Below are 15,513 nucleotides of genomic sequence, written 5' to 3'. Positions count from 1 at the left end.
AGGGATGGCCGGACGATTTACGAGATGTCCAGGCAGAGATACTTCAGATCGGTGAAGGCTTCGAGCCCGTGGCGCGAGCCTTCGCGGCCGATGCCGGATTGCTTGATGCCGCCGAAGGGTATCGGCGCGCCGGTGATCTTGACGCGGTTGATGGCGACCATGCCGTAGTCGAGCGCGCGGCCCATGCGCTGCTGGCGGGCGCCGTTCTCGGTCACGACATAGGCGACGAGGCCATATTCGGTGGCGTTGGCGCGGGCGATTACCTCGTCCTCGCTGTCGAACGGCGTCACGGCGGCAACCGGTCCAAACGTTTCCTCGCGCATGATCAGCGCTTCATCGCTGACATCGGCCAGCAGCGTCGGCTGGTAGAACAACGGCCCGGCTTGATGCCGCGCGCCGCCGGCGAGGCAGCGCGCGCCATGGGTGAGCGCGTCGGCGACCTGTTCCTCGACTTTCTTGACGGCGCGCTCATGCATCAGCGGGCCGATGTCGATTCCCTGAGCAAGGCCATTGCCGGTCCGCAACGTCTCAATGCGCCTGGCGAAGGCGGCGCAGAAGCGATCATAGATCGGCCGCTGGACATAGATGCGGTTGGCGGCGAGGCAGTCCTGGCCCGATGTGGCGAATTTGGCGTCAATGGCGATGTTCACCGCTCTGTCGATATCGGCGTCGGCAAAGACGATCAGCGGCGCATGGCCGCCAAGCTCCATCACCAGCCGCTTCATCGTCGGCGCGCTCTGGGCGGCGATCAGCCTGCCGATTTCGGTCGAGCCGGTGAAGCTCATGGCGCGAACGCGTGGATCTTCGCACATCCGTCCGACGATGGTCGAAGCCTTGCCAGTGACGATGTTGAAGACGCCGGCGGGCAGGCCGGCGCGCTCGCCAAGTTCGGCCAGCGCCAGCGCCGACAGCGGCGTTTCCGAGGACGGATGCGCAACGATGGTGCAGCCGGCCGCTAGTGCTGCCGCTGCCTTGCGGGTCAGCATCGCCGACGGAAAATTCCACGGCGTGACGACGCCGACGACACCAAGCGGTTCGCGCCGCACCATCATTTCGGCGTTCGGCAGATGGCTGGTGACGCTCTCGGCGTTCAGACGTTTTGCTTCTTCCGCATACCATTCGACGAAGGAGGCGGCATAGTCGATTTCGCCCAGCGATTCCTGCAGCGGCTTGCCCTGTTCCAGCGTCATCAGCAAAGCGAGGTCTTGCTTGGCGGCAATGATCAGCTCGAACCATTTTCGCAGGATTTTCGAGCGCTCCTGCGGCAACAGCGACCGCCAGGCCGGAAAGGTGCGCGCGGCGGCATCGATCGCCTTTGTCGTCTGCCGTGCATCGAGCGCGGCGACGAAAGCGACAGTCGTGCCGGTGGCCGGATCGGTGACCTCGAAGCTTTCAGCAGCCTCGCTTGCCGTCCAGTGCCCATCGATATAGGCGAGCTCACGAAGCAGCCGGCGGTCGGCTAGGCGATCGAGCGCTTCATGGCGATGCGAGCGGGCAAAATGCGCGGACATGGTCGAGGCCTCCCGGTTCGGACTGATGCGGGAAGACTATTCGTCCTATGCAGACAGAGGGGCTGTTTGGATGCCCTGATGTAGAGAGTTTCTCTCTATTGCGTCCTTGGGCGAGACGATCTCTCCGATCCCTATGGCGAGACCGGCAACAGGTCCGCTACAGGCAGCGCAATCTCGTCCTTCACCGTCTTGATGACGATGTAGGTGAAGTAGCGATCGATGCCGATCTCGCGGTCGAGCAAGCCATCCACCAGACGCTGGTACGCGTCGATGTCACGTGCCATCACTTTCAGCACATAGTCGACGCCGCCGCCGACGGACCAGCAGGCGACGATCTCGGGAATGTCGCGGATGACGCGCTCGAAGCGGTCGAAATCGGCCTGGCGGTGGTTGGCCAGCGTCACCTCCATCAGCACGGTTGCGACGGGTGCGACGACGCGCATGGCGATCCTGGCGTGGTAGCCCGAGACGATGCCGGCCTTTTCCAGCTTGCGCAGCCGCATCCAGCACGGCGTCGGCGACAGGCCGACCTGCTCGGCCAGTGCCAGCTTGGTGATGCGTCCGTCGCGCTGGATGGCGTCGAGGATTTTCAGGTCGATCGGGTCGAGTTTCGCGGCAGTCATCAGCATCCACTTTTCGTCGACTGCACCATGACGGCGCATTATTTCGATTGTCAATTGCACTGATTTCGATCTCTAATAAGTCATGACATTGTGGCATCCCGATCCCAAGCTCATCCGGCGGCCAGCGTATCAGTCGCTTGCCGACCAGTTCGCGCGCGCCATTCATGACGGGCGCCTGGCCAATGGCGCGCGGCTGCCGACCCACCGCCGGCTGGCCGACGACCTCAAGCTTTCGGTGCAGACCGTCAGCCGCGCCTATGAGGAACTGATCCGGCGCGGGTTGATTTCGGGCGAGATCGGCCGCGGCAGCTTCGTCCAGACGCAGCGCCGCGAGCCGGAACCGCCCTATCTGCCGGAGCGGCTCGGCGAAGTCATCGATCTGTCGATCCTGAAGCCGGTCTGCGAGCCGATGCATCTGGAGCGGTTGAGGCAGGCCTTGGGCTGGCTGGCCGAGAATCTGCCGTCGAGTTCAGCACTTTCGTTCCGGCCCAATATGGTGTTTCCACGTCACCGCGCGGTGGCGGTCGAATGGCTGAGACTGTGCGGGCTCGACAGCTCCGCGCAGAACATCAGCCTGACCAACGGCGCCACCGCCGGCATGACCGTGGCGCTGATGAGCGTGGCGCCGCCCGGCTCGACGGTCGCCACCGAGGCGATCGGCCACCACACGCTGGTGCCGCTCGCCCGTTATCTCGGCTTCAACCTCGAAGGCCTGCCGATCGACGACAATGGCCTTATTCCGGAGGCGCTTGACGAGGCGTGCCGGCTTTCCGACATCCGGGCCGTCTTCGTGCAGCCCTCGGTGATCAATCCGACGGCGACGCTGATGGACGCGCGACGGCGCGAAGAAATCGCCGCCGTCGCACGCAAGCACGACATCGCCATCATCGAGAACGATGTGCTCGGTCCCCTGGTAGAAGACCGGCCGCCGCCGGTTGCCGCCTTTGCGCCGGAGCGCACGCTCTACGTCACCTCCTTCACCAAGATCGTGGTGCCTGGCCTGCGCATCGGCTATCTCGCCGCGCCCGATCGCTATGTCGCCGCCGTCGCCAACCGGCATCTGGTCTCGAACTGGATGGCGACGCCGCTGGTGGCCGAGATCGCCACGAAATGGGTCACCGACGGCACCGCGATGGAGCTTGTCCACTGGCAGCGCGCGGCGCTGCGGCGACGACTGGATATCGCGGCGGAGGTGCTGGCCGGGGTCGACTATCGCGCCCGGCGCGATGGGCTGCATGTCTGGCTGCAGCTGCCGGCCAACCGCGCCGAGGAGAGCTTTGTCGCCCAGGCCCGGCTGCAGGGCGTGGCGATTGCACCTGGCACATCCTTCCGCATCTCGGATGCGCCCTGGCAGCCGGCCGTGCGCATCTCGCTGGGCTCGACCACCGAAGGGGAACTGCGCGCCGGCCTGGGCGTTGTCACCAAGCTTTTGCTTGGCGATCCGGAACATCTGTTGCTCGCCATCTAGGCCGCAAGTGCTCGGAAATTGTGCGGAATTAGAATAATTGTCATGGTATTATTTTCCCAATTGACATGATTTTGCGCGTTCCGCATCGTTAAGAGCCTAGACCTCTCCAGGACGGGGAACCGCATTGCCCACGCCCATCATCAACATCGACGCCATTTCCAAAAGCTTCGGCACTTTCAAGGTGCTGGACGGCCTGTCGATGCAGGTCATGCCTGGCGAGAAGCTGGCGCTGATCGGCCCGTCGGGCTCGGGCAAGACGACGATCCTGCGCATCCTGATGACGTTGGAGCGCATCGATGGCGGTCATATCCAGATCGACGGCGAGCAGCTCTATCACGTGGAGCGCAACGGCCAGTTGCTGCCCGCCGATGAGCGGCACCTGACGAGGATGCGCCAGAAAATCGGCATGGTCTTCCAGCTGTTCAACCTGTTTCCGCACAAATGCGTCATGGACAATGTCACGTTGGCGCCGATGCTGACCAAGGGCACGCCGCGCGCCGTCGCCGAAAAGCGGGCGATGGAACTGCTCGAAATGGTCGGCATGGCCGACAAAGCCAAGAGCATGCCGGCGCAGTTGTCCGGCGGACAGAAGCAACGCGTCGCGATCGCCCGTGCACTCGCGCTGTCGCCGAAGATCATGCTGTTCGATGAGGTGACGTCGGCGCTCGATCCGGAGCTGGTCGAGGAGGTGATGAACGTCATGCGCAAGCTCGCCGCCGAGACCGACATGACCATGCTGCTCGTCACCCACGAGATGGGTTTTGCCCATGATTTCGCCGACCGGGTGCTGTTCTTCGATCGCGGCAAGATTGTTGAGGAAGGCAAGCCCGACGAGATTTTCCGCAATCCCAAGCAGGAGCGTACGCAAGGCTTCCTGAAGAAGATCATCGCGGCCGGACATCGCGTCTGACCGCAATGCCAAGGGCGGCGAAACCGTCCTTCAGGCGGCAACGCCGCCCGTACAAAAGCAGGACAAGGAACAAGGAGTTGGGAACAATGAAGAAATTTGGCATTCTGGCCGGCGTCGCCGGTCTTGCGCTAGCCGCGGTGCTGGCCGCCTCGACAGCCGGTTCGGCCGACGACAGCAAGCTCGAGCAGCTCAAGACGCAGGGTTTTGCCCGCGTCGCCATCGCCAACGAGCCGCCCTATACGGCGGTCGCTGCCGACGGCAAGGTCTCGGGCGCGGCGCCCGATGTGGCGCGCGAGATCTTCAAGCGCCTCGGCGTCGCCGACATCGTCGCCTCGATCTCGGAGTATGGCGCCATGATCCCCGGCTTGCAGGCCGGGCGCTTCGACGTCGTCACGGCTGGCCTGTTCATGAAACCGGAGCGCTGCGCCGCCGTTGCCTATTCGGAACCGGTCCTGTGCGACGCCGAGGCGATGCTGGTGAAGAAGGGCAATCCGAAGGGTTTCAAGAGCTATGAGGATGTTGCCAAGGACGCGACCGCCACCATCGGCGCGCCCGGCGGCGGCACAGAAGAGAAGCTGGCGCTCAATGCCGGCGTGCCACGCGAGCGTGTCATCGTCGTGCCTGACGGCCAGAGCGGCGTGAAGATGTTGCAGGATGGCCGTATCGACGTCTACTCGCTGCCTGTTCTGTCGATCAACGACCTGGTCAAGAAGGCCAATGATCCAAACCTCCAAGTCATCGCGCCGGTGCAGGGCGCGCCGGTCTATTGCGACGGTGCCGCCTTCAAGAAGGGCGACGAGGCGCTGCGCGATGCCTTCGACGTCGAACTGGCCAAGCTGAAGACATCGGGCGAGTTCGCCAAGATCATTGAGCCCTACGGTTTCTCGGCCGCGGCCGCGATGTCGACGACACGCGACAAGCTCTGCGCGGCGAAGTAGGCGCGCCTTTCTACCCTTCTCCACGTAAACGGGAGAAGGTGTCACGAAGTGACGGATGAGCGGCGGCGCCTACTTCTGAGAGTTTAGCGTCGCCCCTCATCTGCCTGCCGGCATCTTCTCCCCGTGAACGGGGAGAAGGAGCTAAACCTAACGTTGGAACCCTCGATGACCCAGTGGTCCGGCTATTTCGGCCTGATATTGCAGGGAGCGCTTGTCACCATTGAGCTGACGCTGATGGGATCGGTGCTTGCCCTGTTCATGGCCTTTCTTGCCGGAATGGGACGGCTGTCGCGCTTCTTCATTCTGCGCGCGCTGGCCACCGCCTATATCGAATTCTTCCGCGGCACCTCGATTTTCGTGCAGTTGTTCTGGGCCTATTTCGTGCTGCCCTTCATCGGTATTTCGTTGACTCCGCTACAGGCCGGCGTGCTGGCGCTGGGCCTCAATGTCGGTGCCTACGCCGCCGAAGTGGTGCGTGGCGCCATCCAGTCGATCGGCCGCGAACAGTACGAGGCCTGTACCGCGCTCAATCTTGGCCGCTGGCAAGGTATGCGTCACGTCATCCTGCCGCAGGCGCTGCTGGTGATGCTGCCGACCTTCGGCAACAACGCCATCGAATTGCTCAAGGCGACCGCCGTCGTGTCGCTGATCTCGCTTGCCGACCTGACCTTCCAGGCGCAGGTGGTACGCTCGCAGACCGGTAACACCATGGTGCCGTTCACCACCATCCTGTTCATCTACTTCATTCTGGCGCTGCTCATCTCATGGGGCGTGCGCTCGCTGGAGCGCCGCATGGCGCGCGGCCTCGATGGGGTGCGCGTCTGATGGCCAATGCCCTTCTGATAAATTGGGCCTGCTGATGGAATGGGATTGGAATTTCGTCTGGCAAATCATGCCGACGCTGATCCAGGGGGTGAAGATCACCATCCTGGCGACGCTGCTCGGCTCGGTGCTGGCGGCGATCGTCGGGCTGGGCATCGCGCTGGCGCGCCGCTCGCCCAACAAGGCGTTGTCACGCACGGTCGGCTTCCTGGCCGAATTCATTCGCGGCACGCCGTTGCTGGTGCAGCTCTATTTCATCTTCTACGTGCTGCCCGATATCGGCATCCTGCTGCCGCCGTTGGTGGCCGGCGTCATCGGGCTCGGGCTCCACTACGGCACCTACACGGCGGAAGTCTACCGCGCCGGCATCGACAATGTGCCGCGCGGCCAATGGGAGGCCGCCAAGGCGTGCAATCTGAGCGCCGGGCAAACCTGGACCCACATCATCATTCCGCAGGCCATTCCGCCGATGATCCCGGCGCTTGCCAATTATTTCATCGCCATGTTCAAGGAAACGCCGCTGCTGTCGGCGATCACCGTGCTTGAGCTGATGAACCAGGCGAAAAGCGTCGCCAACACCTATTATCGCTACATCGAGCCGATCACGCTGGTCGGTGCCTTTTTCCTCGTCATCAGTCTGTTTTCGGTGGTGCTGCTGCGCTGGCTGGAACGCCGCTACGGCAAAATCGAGAGGTAGTTCGTGAAACTCTTGCCCGAGATCAAGGTCTATCAGAAGCGGCCAGCGCTGGATGCGCGCCCGCTTGAGCGGCGCGTTGGCCTGATCATCCTTGCCACCGATCACACCAGCGAGCCGGATTTTCGCCGCATGGTGGCGAGCGAACGGATCGGCGTCTATGTCGCGCGCATTCCCTACGCCAACCCGACGACACCAGAAAATCTGCGCAAGATGCAGCCGGCGCTGACGGCAGGCGCGGCCCTGATCCTGCCCGACGAACCGCTCGATGCGATCTGCTATTCCTGCACGTCGGCCTCGGTGGTGATCGGCGATGCCGAGATCGAGGCCGCGGTCCAGGCCGCCAAACCCGGCGTACCAGTCGTCACGCCGCCGATGGCCGGCGTGCGCGGGCTGCGTGCGCTGGGTGCACGCAAGATCAGCATTCTCACGCCCTACACGGTCGAGACATCCAGGCCGATGGCCGCCTATTTCGCCGCGCAAGGGTTCGACATCGCCAGCTTCACCTGTCTCGGGTTCGAGGACGATCGCGAGATGGCGCGCATTGCCCCGGCAAAGCTTGTCGATCTCGCGCGTGAGGCGACGGAAGCCAGCGCCGATGCCCTGTTCGTGTCCTGCACGGCGCTGCGCGCTGCAATCGCGGTCACGGGCATCGAAAAGGCGATTGGCCGCCCCGTAGTGACCAGCAACCAGGCGACAGCCTGGAATTGTTTGCGGCTTTGTGGAGATGACGCGCAGCGTCCTGAATTCGGCCGTCTGATGACACTGCCACTGCCGCGTGATTGATGATCATGACACGGGTAACCCTTGAGCACATTCGCGCCGCGCGTGAGCGTATTGCAGGCAAGGTCGAGCGTACCCCGACCGTGCTATCCCCGAGTCTTTCCGAACGGCTGGGCGCGCAAATTTACCTCAAGCTCGAACATCGCCAAATCACCTGCAGCTTCAAGCTGCGTGGCGCCTCCAATGCGGTCGCTTCGCTGAGCACTAATGAGAAGGCGCGGGGCGTGGTCGCGGCCTCGACCGGCAATCATGGTCGGGCGCTGGCGCACGCGGCAAAGCTCGAAGGCCTGCGCGCCGTGATCTGCATGTCGCGGCTGGTGCCGGGAAATAAGCTCGACGAAATCCGCCGGCTTGGCGCGGAGGTCCGCATCGTCGGCAACAGCCAGGACGATGCCCAGCAGGAGGTCGAGCGACTGGTCGCGCAGGAAGGGCTGGTGATGCTGCCGCCCTTCGATCATCCTTCCATCATCGCCGGGCAAGGCACGCTTGGGCTGGAGATGATCGAGCAGGTTCCGGATGCTGCTCTCGTTCTGGTCCAGCTCTCCGGCGGCGGGCTCGCCTCCGGCGTTGCCGCAGCCATCAAAGGCGTCAGCCCCGGGACAAAAATCATCGGTGTCTCGATGGCGCGTGGTGCGGCGATGAAGGCCAGTCTCGATGCCGGCCACCCGGTGCTGGTGGAAGAATTGCCAACGCTGGCGGATTCGCTCGGCGGCGGCATCGGCCTCGACAACCGGCTGACCTTCGCCATGTGCCGCGACCTGCTCGACGATGTCATCCTGCTAAGCGAGGACGAGATCGCCGCCGGCATCCGCCACGCCTATGCGCAGGAGCGCGAGATCGTCGAGGGCGCCGGCGCGGTCGGGATCGCCGCGCTGCTCGCCGGCAAGGTCGGGGCGAATGGGCCGGTGGTCGTGCTTCTCTCCGGCCGCAACATCGACATGAATGCGCACCGCAGGATCGTTTGCGAGGCGCCATCGTTGAAGGAGGATGCCATATGAGCCGGATGACGATCCTTACCGAAGCCGAATTGCGCTCGATCGTGACGCTGGATCTCGATGCGGTCGCCTGCGTCGAAAATGCCTTCCTCGCGCTCGCCACTCTGCCGGTGGCGATGCCGCCGATCCTGCGGCTCGACATTCCCGAGCATCGTGGCGAGGTCGACGTGAAGACCGCCTATGTGCCAGGCATTGACGGCTTCGCCATCAAGATCAGCCCCGGCTTCTTCGACAACCCCAAGCTTGGCCTGCCCAGCGTCAACGGCATGATGGTGCTGCTGTCGTCGAAAACCGGTTTGGTCGAAGCGCTGCTGCTCGACAATGGCTATCTCACCGATGTCCGCACGGCTGCCGCCGGCGCGGTCGCGGCCAAACATCTGTCGCGGTCGGACTCCTCAGTGGCAGCGATCTTCGGCGCCGGTGTGCAGGCGGGCTTGCAGCTCGAAGCACTCATGCTGGTGCGGCCGATCGCCGAGGCACGCATCTGGGCGCGTGATGCCGTCAAGGCTGAGACGACTGCTGGCGCATTGCGCGAAAAGCTCGGCATCGCCGTGCGCGTCGAACCCGATCCCGCAAACGCGGTTGCCGGCGCCGATATAATCGTCACCACCACGCCGTCGACCGAGCCGCTGCTCAAGGCGGGGTTTGTTTCCGCGGGCCAGCACGTCACCGCGATGGGCTCCGATGCCGAGCACAAGAACGAGATTGCGCCGGCAATCCTGCGCATGGCCGATCTCTATGTCGCCGACAGCGCCATCCAGACAAGGCGGCTGGGTGAACTGCATCATGCCATTGCGGCGGGTGTAATGGCCGCCGAGGAAGAGGTGACCGAACTCGGCCAGGTCATCGCCGGCGAACGGCATGGCCGGCGCTCGGCCAGCGACATCACCATTGCCGATCTGACCGGCACCGGGGTGCAGGACACGGCGATCGCCACGCTCGCCCGCGACCGCGCGCGGGCGGCAAATTCCGGAACCATTTTCGAAAGCTGATGCTGGCCGCAAGGCCCAACAAACGAGGACCAAGAACAATGCAGCCGAACCTGAAATTCTCGCGAGGCGAATACGCGGATCGCCTGGCCAAGACGCGGAAAGCCATGGAAGCGAAGGGCGTCGATCTCCTGATCGTCAGCGATCCCTCCAACATGGCCTGGCTGACCGGCTATGATGGCTGGTCGTTTTATGTACACCAGGCCGTCATCGTGCCGCCCTCGGGCGAGCCCGTGTGGTACGGCCGCGGCCAGGACGCCAACGGCGCCAAGCGCACCGCCTATCTCGCGCATGACAACATCGTCGGCTATGCCGATCACTATGTGCAGTCGACAGAGCGCCACCCGATGGACTTTCTGTCCAGCGTGCTTGCCGATCGCGGCTGGGGCCAACTCACCATCGGCGTCGAGATGGACAATTACTGGTTTTCGGCCGCCGCCTTCGCATCGCTGCAGAAGCATCTGCCTAACGCCCGCTTCGTCGATGCCACCGCGCTGGTCAACTGGCAGCGCGCGGTCAAGAGCCCGACCGAGATCGACTATATGCGCAAGGCTGCCTGCATCGTCGAAGCGATGCACCAGCGCATCTTCGACAAGATCGAGGTCGGCATGCGCAAATGCGATCTCGTTGCCGAGATCTATGATGCCGGCACGCGCGGCGTCGATGGTATCGGCGGGGACTATCCGGCGATCGTCCCATTGCTGCCGTCGGGCGCCGACGCTTCGGCGCCGCACCTGACCTGGGATGACAAGCCGATGCGGCGCGGCGAGGGCACCTTCTTCGAGATAGCCGGCTGCTACAACAGGTATCACTGTCCGCTGTCGCGCACCGTCTTCCTCGGCAAGCCGACGCAGGAATTCCTCGATGCCGAGAAGGCGACGCTGGAGGGCATGGAAGCGGGCCTGGCCGCAGCGAAACCCGGCAACACCTGCGAGGATATCGCCAATGGCTTCTTCGGCGTGCTGAAGAAATACGGCATCGTCAAGGACAACCGCACCGGCTACCCGATCGGTCTGTCCTATCCGCCGGACTGGGGCGAACGCACGATGAGTCTGCGTCCCGGCGACCGCACCGAGCTCAAGCCCGGCATGACCTTCCATTTCATGACCGGCCTGTGGTTGGAAACGATGGGACTGGAGATCACCGAGTCCATCCTGATCACCGAAACCGGTGTAGAGTGCCTGGCCAACGTGCCGCGCAAACTCGTGGTGAAGGATTGAACCCGATGTCGAGTCTACGCCCATCACCGATCGCGCCGACGGTGGATTTTGACCGTGACGGCGTCCAGCACGGTTTCCTGCGCCTGCCCTACAGTCGAGACGACTCGGCCTGGGGCTCGGTGATGATCCCGATCTGCGTCATCCGCAACGGCAAGGGGCCGGCGGCACTGCTGACCGGCGGCAACCATGGCGATGAGTATGAGGGGCCGCTGGCGCTTTACGACCTCGCCCGCACGCTCGATCCCAAGCATGTCAGCGGCACCGTGATCATCGTGCCGGCGATGAATTATCCGGCCTTCCGCGCCGGCACGCGTACCTCGCCGATCGACAAGGGCAATATGAACCGCAGTTTCCCCGGCCGGCCGGACGGCACGGTGACCGAGAAGATCGCCGACTATTTTCAACGTGAGTTGCTGCCTCGCGCCGACATCGTGTTCGATTTCCATTCCGGCGGCAGGACGCTGGACTTCGTGCCGTTCTGCGCCGCGCATACTTTGCCGGACAAGGCACTGGAGCAGAAAGCCTTCGAGGCGGTTGCGGCATTTTCCGCGCCGTTTTCGATGCGCATGATCGAGATTGATTCAGTCGGCATGTACGACACGGCAGCCGAAGAGATGGGCAAGGTTTTTGTCAGCACCGAACTTGGTGGCGGCGGGACCTCGCGTGCGCAAACCGTACGGATCGCGCGGCGCGGTATTCTCAATGTGCTGCGTCATACCGGCATCGTTGCCGGAGCGGTCGAGAAGAGCCCGACGCAGTGGCTCGACATGCCGTCGGGCGATTGTTTTTCGTTCGCCGAGGAAGACGGCATGATCGAAACCATGGTCGATCTTGGCGAGCCGGTCGAAGAAGGCGCGGTGCTTGCCCGCATCCATTCCACCGGTCGCACCGGCGCAGCCCCCCAGGAAATCCTGGCAAAAATGTCGGGCATGCTGGCGGCGCGGCATTTCCCCGGCCTGGTCAAGGCCGGCGACTGCGCGGCGGTCGTGGCTGTGCACGTCTGAAGCTTGAACCTGCGGCAAGCTTGTCCATCCTTGGCTTGTTTCCGCCCCTCGGCGCGGCGGAAAGAAGCAGGATGGCGAGCGGAGTCGACATTGCCTGAGGATGCCACTATATAGCGGCGGCTTCGACCCGCGCGCCTGAGGGCAGCGACCTCGAAGCGACTGTAAATGTGTTGTGAGTTGCGCCATCTATTGTGACGAAAATCGGCTCGAAAACCGGAAAAAAGCAAATAGAAACAGTGGCGCGACGCTGGGCGTAACCCAGCCTACGGTACCGACCCTCCAGAATCAGAAAATGCTCTTGACCCCTCGATTTCCTATGGCTCTGTGGACGTTGGACGGCATTGGCTTGCCGACTGCCCGCGACTCGGCTGGAATGGGGACATGCATCCTTTGCGGGGTGCCGACGTTTATGATTACCAACCGGCTTTGCCGCAAGGGAACAGCAGTATGAGTGAACATGCGATCGAGTTCTTGCAGGAATGGATCGGTGAGAAGGTCCACTGCCAGCCTTCCGAGGCCCGGATCGAGAAGCAGGCCGAGACACTGGCCAAGGAATGCGCCGCCAAGGCGGCCGAAGTCGGCATACCCCTGGAAGATATCCAGGAGGAAGTCGGCGACATCAAGGAACTCATCGCATCCAGGCTCGAGGAAGCAGCCGAGGCCGACGAGCGCCAGCAGGCGACCAGCAAAGCAGCGGAATGATCAAATAGGGGCGACCCCGTATGAAACACGCGGGCTTGCTTGGCCCGCGTTTTCGTTTCAACGATCAATTTCAGCCAAATTTTTCTTTCAGCCACGCCTTCGGCAGCGCCGGCACGAAATTGCCGTCGCGTCCGCTCATGTCGTCATTGGCGACCAGCGCGTTGAGGATCGCTTCCTCCACGGCCTGGATCACCGCGTCGAAAAACGGATCGATGTCTGTGTCAGGGATGAACTCGGCACTGGCGATGGTGCCTGACGGTACCAGAGCCGCTGCGGGATTAGCGGTCGAGAAGGCGAGAAAAATGTCGCCGGAGCTGTGGTAGCCGAAGCCGCCGGTCATGGAGACGCCGAGCGGCACCCGGCGTGCCAGCCGCTTCATCTGGTGCGGCAGGAACGGCGCATCGGTGGCGATGACGGCTATGATCGAGCCCTTTTCGGCGCGCGGCGCCCCTTCGCGGATCGCCGGTTCGACGAGTTCCAGCCCGGCACGCAGACCACGAATGGTAAAATTGTGTCGCTTGCCGAAATTCGACTGCACGAAGGCGCCGACGGCGTAGCCATGGCCTTGCCATTCGACGAAGCGCGACGCGGTCCCTGAACCTGCCTTGAAGCCGAAGGTGATCATGCCGGTGCCGCCGCCGACGCTGCCTTCCTCGATCGGTCCGCCGGTCGCACCGTCAAGAGCATGGGCGACGTGCTCAAAAGTCAAATGGTGGCCGTTGATATCGTTGAGGAAGCCGTCATAGGTCTCCGCCGCTACCGGTAGGCCCCAGGCGCTGTCGAGCGCCGTCGGCAGCACGCTTTGCATCCAGCGCAGCGTGCCGTCGCGTGAGACACCGCAGGAATGCGTGTTGGTGATGGTGATCGGGAAGTTGAAAGCGCCGGTTTCCTCGACGATGTGCGAGCCGGTCAGTTCGCCATTGCCGTTCTGGCTGAAGATGCCGGCGAAGACCGGCGTGGCAAGATCGGCGCGCGGCCTGGGCAGGATCGCGGTCACGCCGGTGCGCACCGGTCCCTGGCCGACGACGAGCGCGCCGTCGCCGGAAATCAGCGTCGCGTAACCGACCGCCACTCCGGGCACATCGGTGATCGCGTTGCACGGCCCGGGCGTCCCGTCGAAGACGATGCCAAAACTTCGCGCGCGCGGTTTGCCTGAAGGCGTTGCCAGATGGTTCGGATTGTCGGTCATGGCATCAGAACAGCGATCCCTGATTGCCTGGTACTTTGGCCTTGGCTGCTGGTTTGGCCAGCGCTTTCGGTTTTGCCGTGCCGCTGGTTGCAATCGCATCGGCGATGCCGTCCGCGAACTCAAGCGAAAGCGCCATTCCCGACGCCACCTCAGATGCTTGCTTGATCACCGCTCCGTCGGCGTCCTTCACCAAGGCGAAGCCGCGTGCAAGCACCGCCTTATGCGACAGCGTCGCCATCAGCCTTTCGGCTTGTACGATGCGGCCGCGCAGGCGCTCCAGCCTGAGCCCCACGGCTTGCGTGCCGCGTCTTGTTAAAGCTGTCAGCAAATCCCTCTGCACGCGTTGCCGCCGCGCTGTGGGCTCGATCGTGATGCGGCCTTGCAGCAAAGCCAATTGCTGCCTGTGCCGCTGCAGCGATGCCCTGGCGCATTTCGGCAACTGGTCCGCCGCACGATTTAATTCCGCCCGCCGGGCTCTTGCCAACGCGCGTAGCGCCACTTGTGCCCTTAAAAGATTGCGCTCATTGGAGCGCCGCACCTCGGCAATGCGCTGGGACAGCATCGCCGGTGTCAGCTTTACAGCGAAGAATCGTGCCCGCTTTCGTTCGGTGGAGACCATCAGGCCGCGGCCGAGCCTAGATGTCGCATCATCGAGGCGCCGCCGCGGCAGCGCCAGCAATTGATCGGGCGAGGGGAGAGCACGGGCGGCCGCACGGGCGGCCTGCCGCTTGCGTTCGAAATTGCGCAGGGCCGCCGCCTTGAGCCGCGCGCCGAGGCTGGCAAGCGTGGCTTCAAGGTCCGCCTTCACCGGCACTGCAATCTCGGCCGCACCGGTCGGGGTCGGTGCCCGCACATCCGCGACGAGATCGACTAGCGTCCAGTCCGTCTCGTGGCCGACAGCCGAAATCACCGGAATCGCGGAGGCGGCAACGGCACGGGCGAGCGCCTCGTCGTTAAACCCCCAGAGGTCTTCGAGACTGCCGCCGCCGCGCGCCACGATCAGCAGATCGGGGCGCTGGATGGCACCGTCCCAGGCCAGCGCGTTGAAGCCGTTGACCGCCGCAGTCACTTCCGCGCCAGACGTTTCGCCCTGCACGCGCACCGGCCAGACCAGGATATGCAGCGGAAACCGGTCCTTGATGCGGTGGATGATGTCGCGGATGACGGATCCGGTCGGCGAGGTGACGACGCCGATGACGCGCGGCATGAACGGCAGCAACCGCTTGCGGCTGGTGTCGAACAGGCCCTCGGCCTGCAGCCGCCGTTTGCGCTCTTCCAGCAGCGCCATCAGCGCGCCCGCGCCGGCTGGCTCCAGATTGTCGATGACGATCTGGTAATTGGACTTGCCGGGATAGGTGGTGAGCTTGCCGGTGGCGATCACCTCCATCCCCTCTTCGGGGCGGAACTTCAGCCGGCTCATCGTGCCCTTCCACACCACGGCGTCGAGCCGGGCACGGTCGTCCTTCAGCGCGAAATAGGCATGACCGGAGGAATGCGGCCCGCGATAGCCCGAGATTTCGCCGCGCACCCGCACATTGCCGAACACGTCCTCGACCGTGCGCTTCAGCGCGCCGGAAATCTCGCTCACCGTGTATTCGGTGGCGTTGGTGCGTGATTCGGATGATGCGTCGCTCATCGGCCGATTGGGGGACGGTTGGGCGCCCG

15 protein-coding genes are annotated in these 15,513 nt (G+C 63.7%); 11 read left to right on the top strand and 4 right to left on the bottom strand.

All coding sequences use genetic code 11. The features are described 5' to 3' along the window. Nucleotides 1–17: 17 nt before the first annotated feature. Entirely contained in the window at nucleotides 18–1,511 is a 1,494-nt protein-coding gene (locus X744_RS168150; RefSeq protein ID WP_023756852.1) for an NAD-dependent succinate-semialdehyde dehydrogenase, read from the bottom strand. Nucleotides 1,512–1,642: 131 nt separating this feature from the next. Further along, nucleotides 1,643–2,134: an Lrp/AsnC family transcriptional regulator gene (locus X744_RS168155; protein ID WP_023756851.1), complete on the bottom strand. Its 492-nt coding sequence runs from the start codon at nucleotides 2,132–2,134 to the stop codon at nucleotides 1,643–1,645. Between the two features lie 82 nt (nucleotides 2,135–2,216). Here X744_RS168155 and X744_RS168160 point away from each other — a divergent pair, with 82 nt between their 5' ends. The 11 genes from X744_RS168160 (at nucleotide 2,217) to X744_RS168210 (ending at nucleotide 12,659) form a co-directional block, all read left to right on the top strand. After that, the gene (locus tag X744_RS168160; protein ID WP_023756850.1) at nucleotides 2,217–3,602 is read left to right on the top strand and encodes a PLP-dependent aminotransferase family protein; all 1,386 of its coding nucleotides are present in this window, start codon (nucleotides 2,217–2,219) and stop codon (nucleotides 3,600–3,602) included. A 124-nt stretch (nucleotides 3,603–3,726) separates the two neighbouring features. Next, on the top strand, nucleotides 3,727–4,512 hold the full coding sequence (gene ehuA, locus X744_RS168165; RefSeq protein WP_023756849.1) for an ectoine/hydroxyectoine ABC transporter ATP-binding protein EhuA: 786 nt from the start codon (nucleotides 3,727–3,729) through the stop codon (nucleotides 4,510–4,512). 86 nt (nucleotides 4,513–4,598) lie between these two features. After that, complete coding sequence (gene ehuB / locus X744_RS168170; protein ID WP_023756848.1) at nucleotides 4,599–5,450, top strand: ectoine/hydroxyectoine ABC transporter substrate-binding protein EhuB; 852 nt, start codon at nucleotides 4,599–4,601, stop codon at nucleotides 5,448–5,450. A 165-nt stretch (nucleotides 5,451–5,615) separates the two neighbouring features. After that, nucleotides 5,616–6,275, top strand: coding sequence for an ectoine/hydroxyectoine ABC transporter permease subunit EhuC (ehuC, locus tag X744_RS168175; RefSeq protein WP_023756847.1), 660 nt, complete (start codon nucleotides 5,616–5,618; stop codon nucleotides 6,273–6,275). A 34-nt stretch (nucleotides 6,276–6,309) separates the two neighbouring features. Then, a complete protein-coding gene (gene ehuD / locus X744_RS168180; protein WP_023756846.1) occupies nucleotides 6,310–6,969 on the top strand; it encodes an ectoine/hydroxyectoine ABC transporter permease subunit EhuD in 660 nt (219 codons plus the stop codon). Nucleotides 6,970–6,972: 3 nt separating this feature from the next. Beyond that, nucleotides 6,973–7,752 carry an ectoine utilization protein EutA gene (eutA, locus tag X744_RS168185; protein ID WP_023756845.1) on the top strand — a complete coding sequence of 260 codons (780 nt, stop codon included), beginning with the start codon at nucleotides 6,973–6,975 and terminating at the stop codon, nucleotides 7,750–7,752. 5 nt (nucleotides 7,753–7,757) lie between these two features. Next, the gene (eutB, locus tag X744_RS168190; protein WP_198032167.1) at nucleotides 7,758–8,747 is read left to right on the top strand and encodes a hydroxyectoine utilization dehydratase EutB; all 990 of its coding nucleotides are present in this window, start codon (nucleotides 7,758–7,760) and stop codon (nucleotides 8,745–8,747) included. Next, nucleotides 8,744–9,736 carry an ectoine utilization protein EutC gene (gene eutC, locus X744_RS168195; protein ID WP_023756843.1) on the top strand — a complete coding sequence of 331 codons (993 nt, stop codon included), beginning with the start codon at nucleotides 8,744–8,746 and terminating at the stop codon, nucleotides 9,734–9,736. Before eutB ends, eutC begins: the two co-directional genes overlap by 4 nt. Nucleotides 9,737–9,774: 38 nt before the next feature. Then, a complete protein-coding gene (gene doeA, locus X744_RS168200) occupies nucleotides 9,775–10,953 on the top strand; it encodes an ectoine hydrolase DoeA (protein ID WP_023756842.1) in 1,179 nt (392 codons plus the stop codon). A gap of 5 nt (nucleotides 10,954–10,958) precedes the next feature. Next, complete coding sequence (doeB, locus tag X744_RS168205) at nucleotides 10,959–11,957, top strand: N(2)-acetyl-L-2,4-diaminobutanoate deacetylase DoeB (RefSeq protein ID WP_023756841.1); 999 nt, start codon at nucleotides 10,959–10,961, stop codon at nucleotides 11,955–11,957. Between the two features lie 447 nt (nucleotides 11,958–12,404). Further along, nucleotides 12,405–12,659 (top strand): DUF768 domain-containing protein, encoded by a 255-nt coding sequence (locus X744_RS168210; RefSeq protein WP_023756840.1) that lies wholly within the window; start codon nucleotides 12,405–12,407, stop codon nucleotides 12,657–12,659. Between the two features lie 70 nt (nucleotides 12,660–12,729). Here X744_RS168210 and X744_RS168215 read toward each other — a convergent pair whose 3' ends face one another. Together X744_RS168215 and xseA are read right to left on the bottom strand one after the other, a co-directional pair. Next, on the bottom strand, nucleotides 12,730–13,848 hold the full coding sequence (locus X744_RS168215) for a P1 family peptidase (protein ID WP_023756839.1): 1,119 nt from the start codon (nucleotides 13,846–13,848) through the stop codon (nucleotides 12,730–12,732). A gap of 4 nt (nucleotides 13,849–13,852) precedes the next feature. After that, complete coding sequence (gene xseA / locus X744_RS168220) at nucleotides 13,853–15,484, bottom strand: exodeoxyribonuclease VII large subunit (RefSeq protein WP_023756838.1); 1,632 nt, start codon at nucleotides 15,482–15,484, stop codon at nucleotides 13,853–13,855. Nucleotides 15,485–15,513: the final 29 nt, after the last annotated feature.

This window comes from Mesorhizobium sp. LNHC252B00, from assembly GCF_000502955.1.
Classification (GTDB): Bacteria; Pseudomonadota; Alphaproteobacteria; order Rhizobiales; family Rhizobiaceae; genus Mesorhizobium.
Note: the sequence above shows the minus strand (reverse complement) of the source record. Positions and strands in the feature narration are given on the sequence as shown.

Excerpts from the sequence above, each read along its gene's own strand:
- X744_RS168150 (WP_023756852.1), bottom strand. The coding sequence starts at position 1,511 with ATGTCCGCGCATTTTGCCCGCTCGCATCGCCATGAAGCGCTCGATCGC.
- X744_RS168155 (WP_023756851.1), bottom strand. The coding sequence starts at position 2,134 with ATGACTGCCGCGAAACTCGACCCGATCGACCTGAAAATCCTCGACGCC.
- X744_RS168160 (WP_023756850.1), top strand. The coding sequence starts at position 2,217 with ATGACATTGTGGCATCCCGATCCCAAGCTCATCCGGCGGCCAGCGTAT.
- ehuB (WP_023756848.1), top strand. The coding sequence starts at position 4,599 with ATGAAGAAATTTGGCATTCTGGCCGGCGTCGCCGGTCTTGCGCTAGCC.
- ehuC (WP_023756847.1), top strand. The coding sequence starts at position 5,616 with ATGACCCAGTGGTCCGGCTATTTCGGCCTGATATTGCAGGGAGCGCTT.
- ehuD (WP_023756846.1), top strand. The coding sequence starts at position 6,310 with ATGGAATGGGATTGGAATTTCGTCTGGCAAATCATGCCGACGCTGATC.
- eutB (WP_198032167.1), top strand. The coding sequence starts at position 7,758 with ATGACACGGGTAACCCTTGAGCACATTCGCGCCGCGCGTGAGCGTATT.
- eutC (WP_023756843.1), top strand. The coding sequence starts at position 8,744 with ATGAGCCGGATGACGATCCTTACCGAAGCCGAATTGCGCTCGATCGTG.
- doeA (WP_023756842.1), top strand. The coding sequence starts at position 9,775 with ATGCAGCCGAACCTGAAATTCTCGCGAGGCGAATACGCGGATCGCCTG.
- doeB (WP_023756841.1), top strand. The coding sequence starts at position 10,959 with ATGTCGAGTCTACGCCCATCACCGATCGCGCCGACGGTGGATTTTGAC.
- X744_RS168210 (WP_023756840.1), top strand. The coding sequence starts at position 12,405 with ATGAGTGAACATGCGATCGAGTTCTTGCAGGAATGGATCGGTGAGAAG.
- X744_RS168215 (WP_023756839.1), bottom strand. The coding sequence starts at position 13,848 with ATGACCGACAATCCGAACCATCTGGCAACGCCTTCAGGCAAACCGCGC.
- xseA (WP_023756838.1), bottom strand. The coding sequence starts at position 15,484 with ATGAGCGACGCATCATCCGAATCACGCACCAACGCCACCGAATACACG.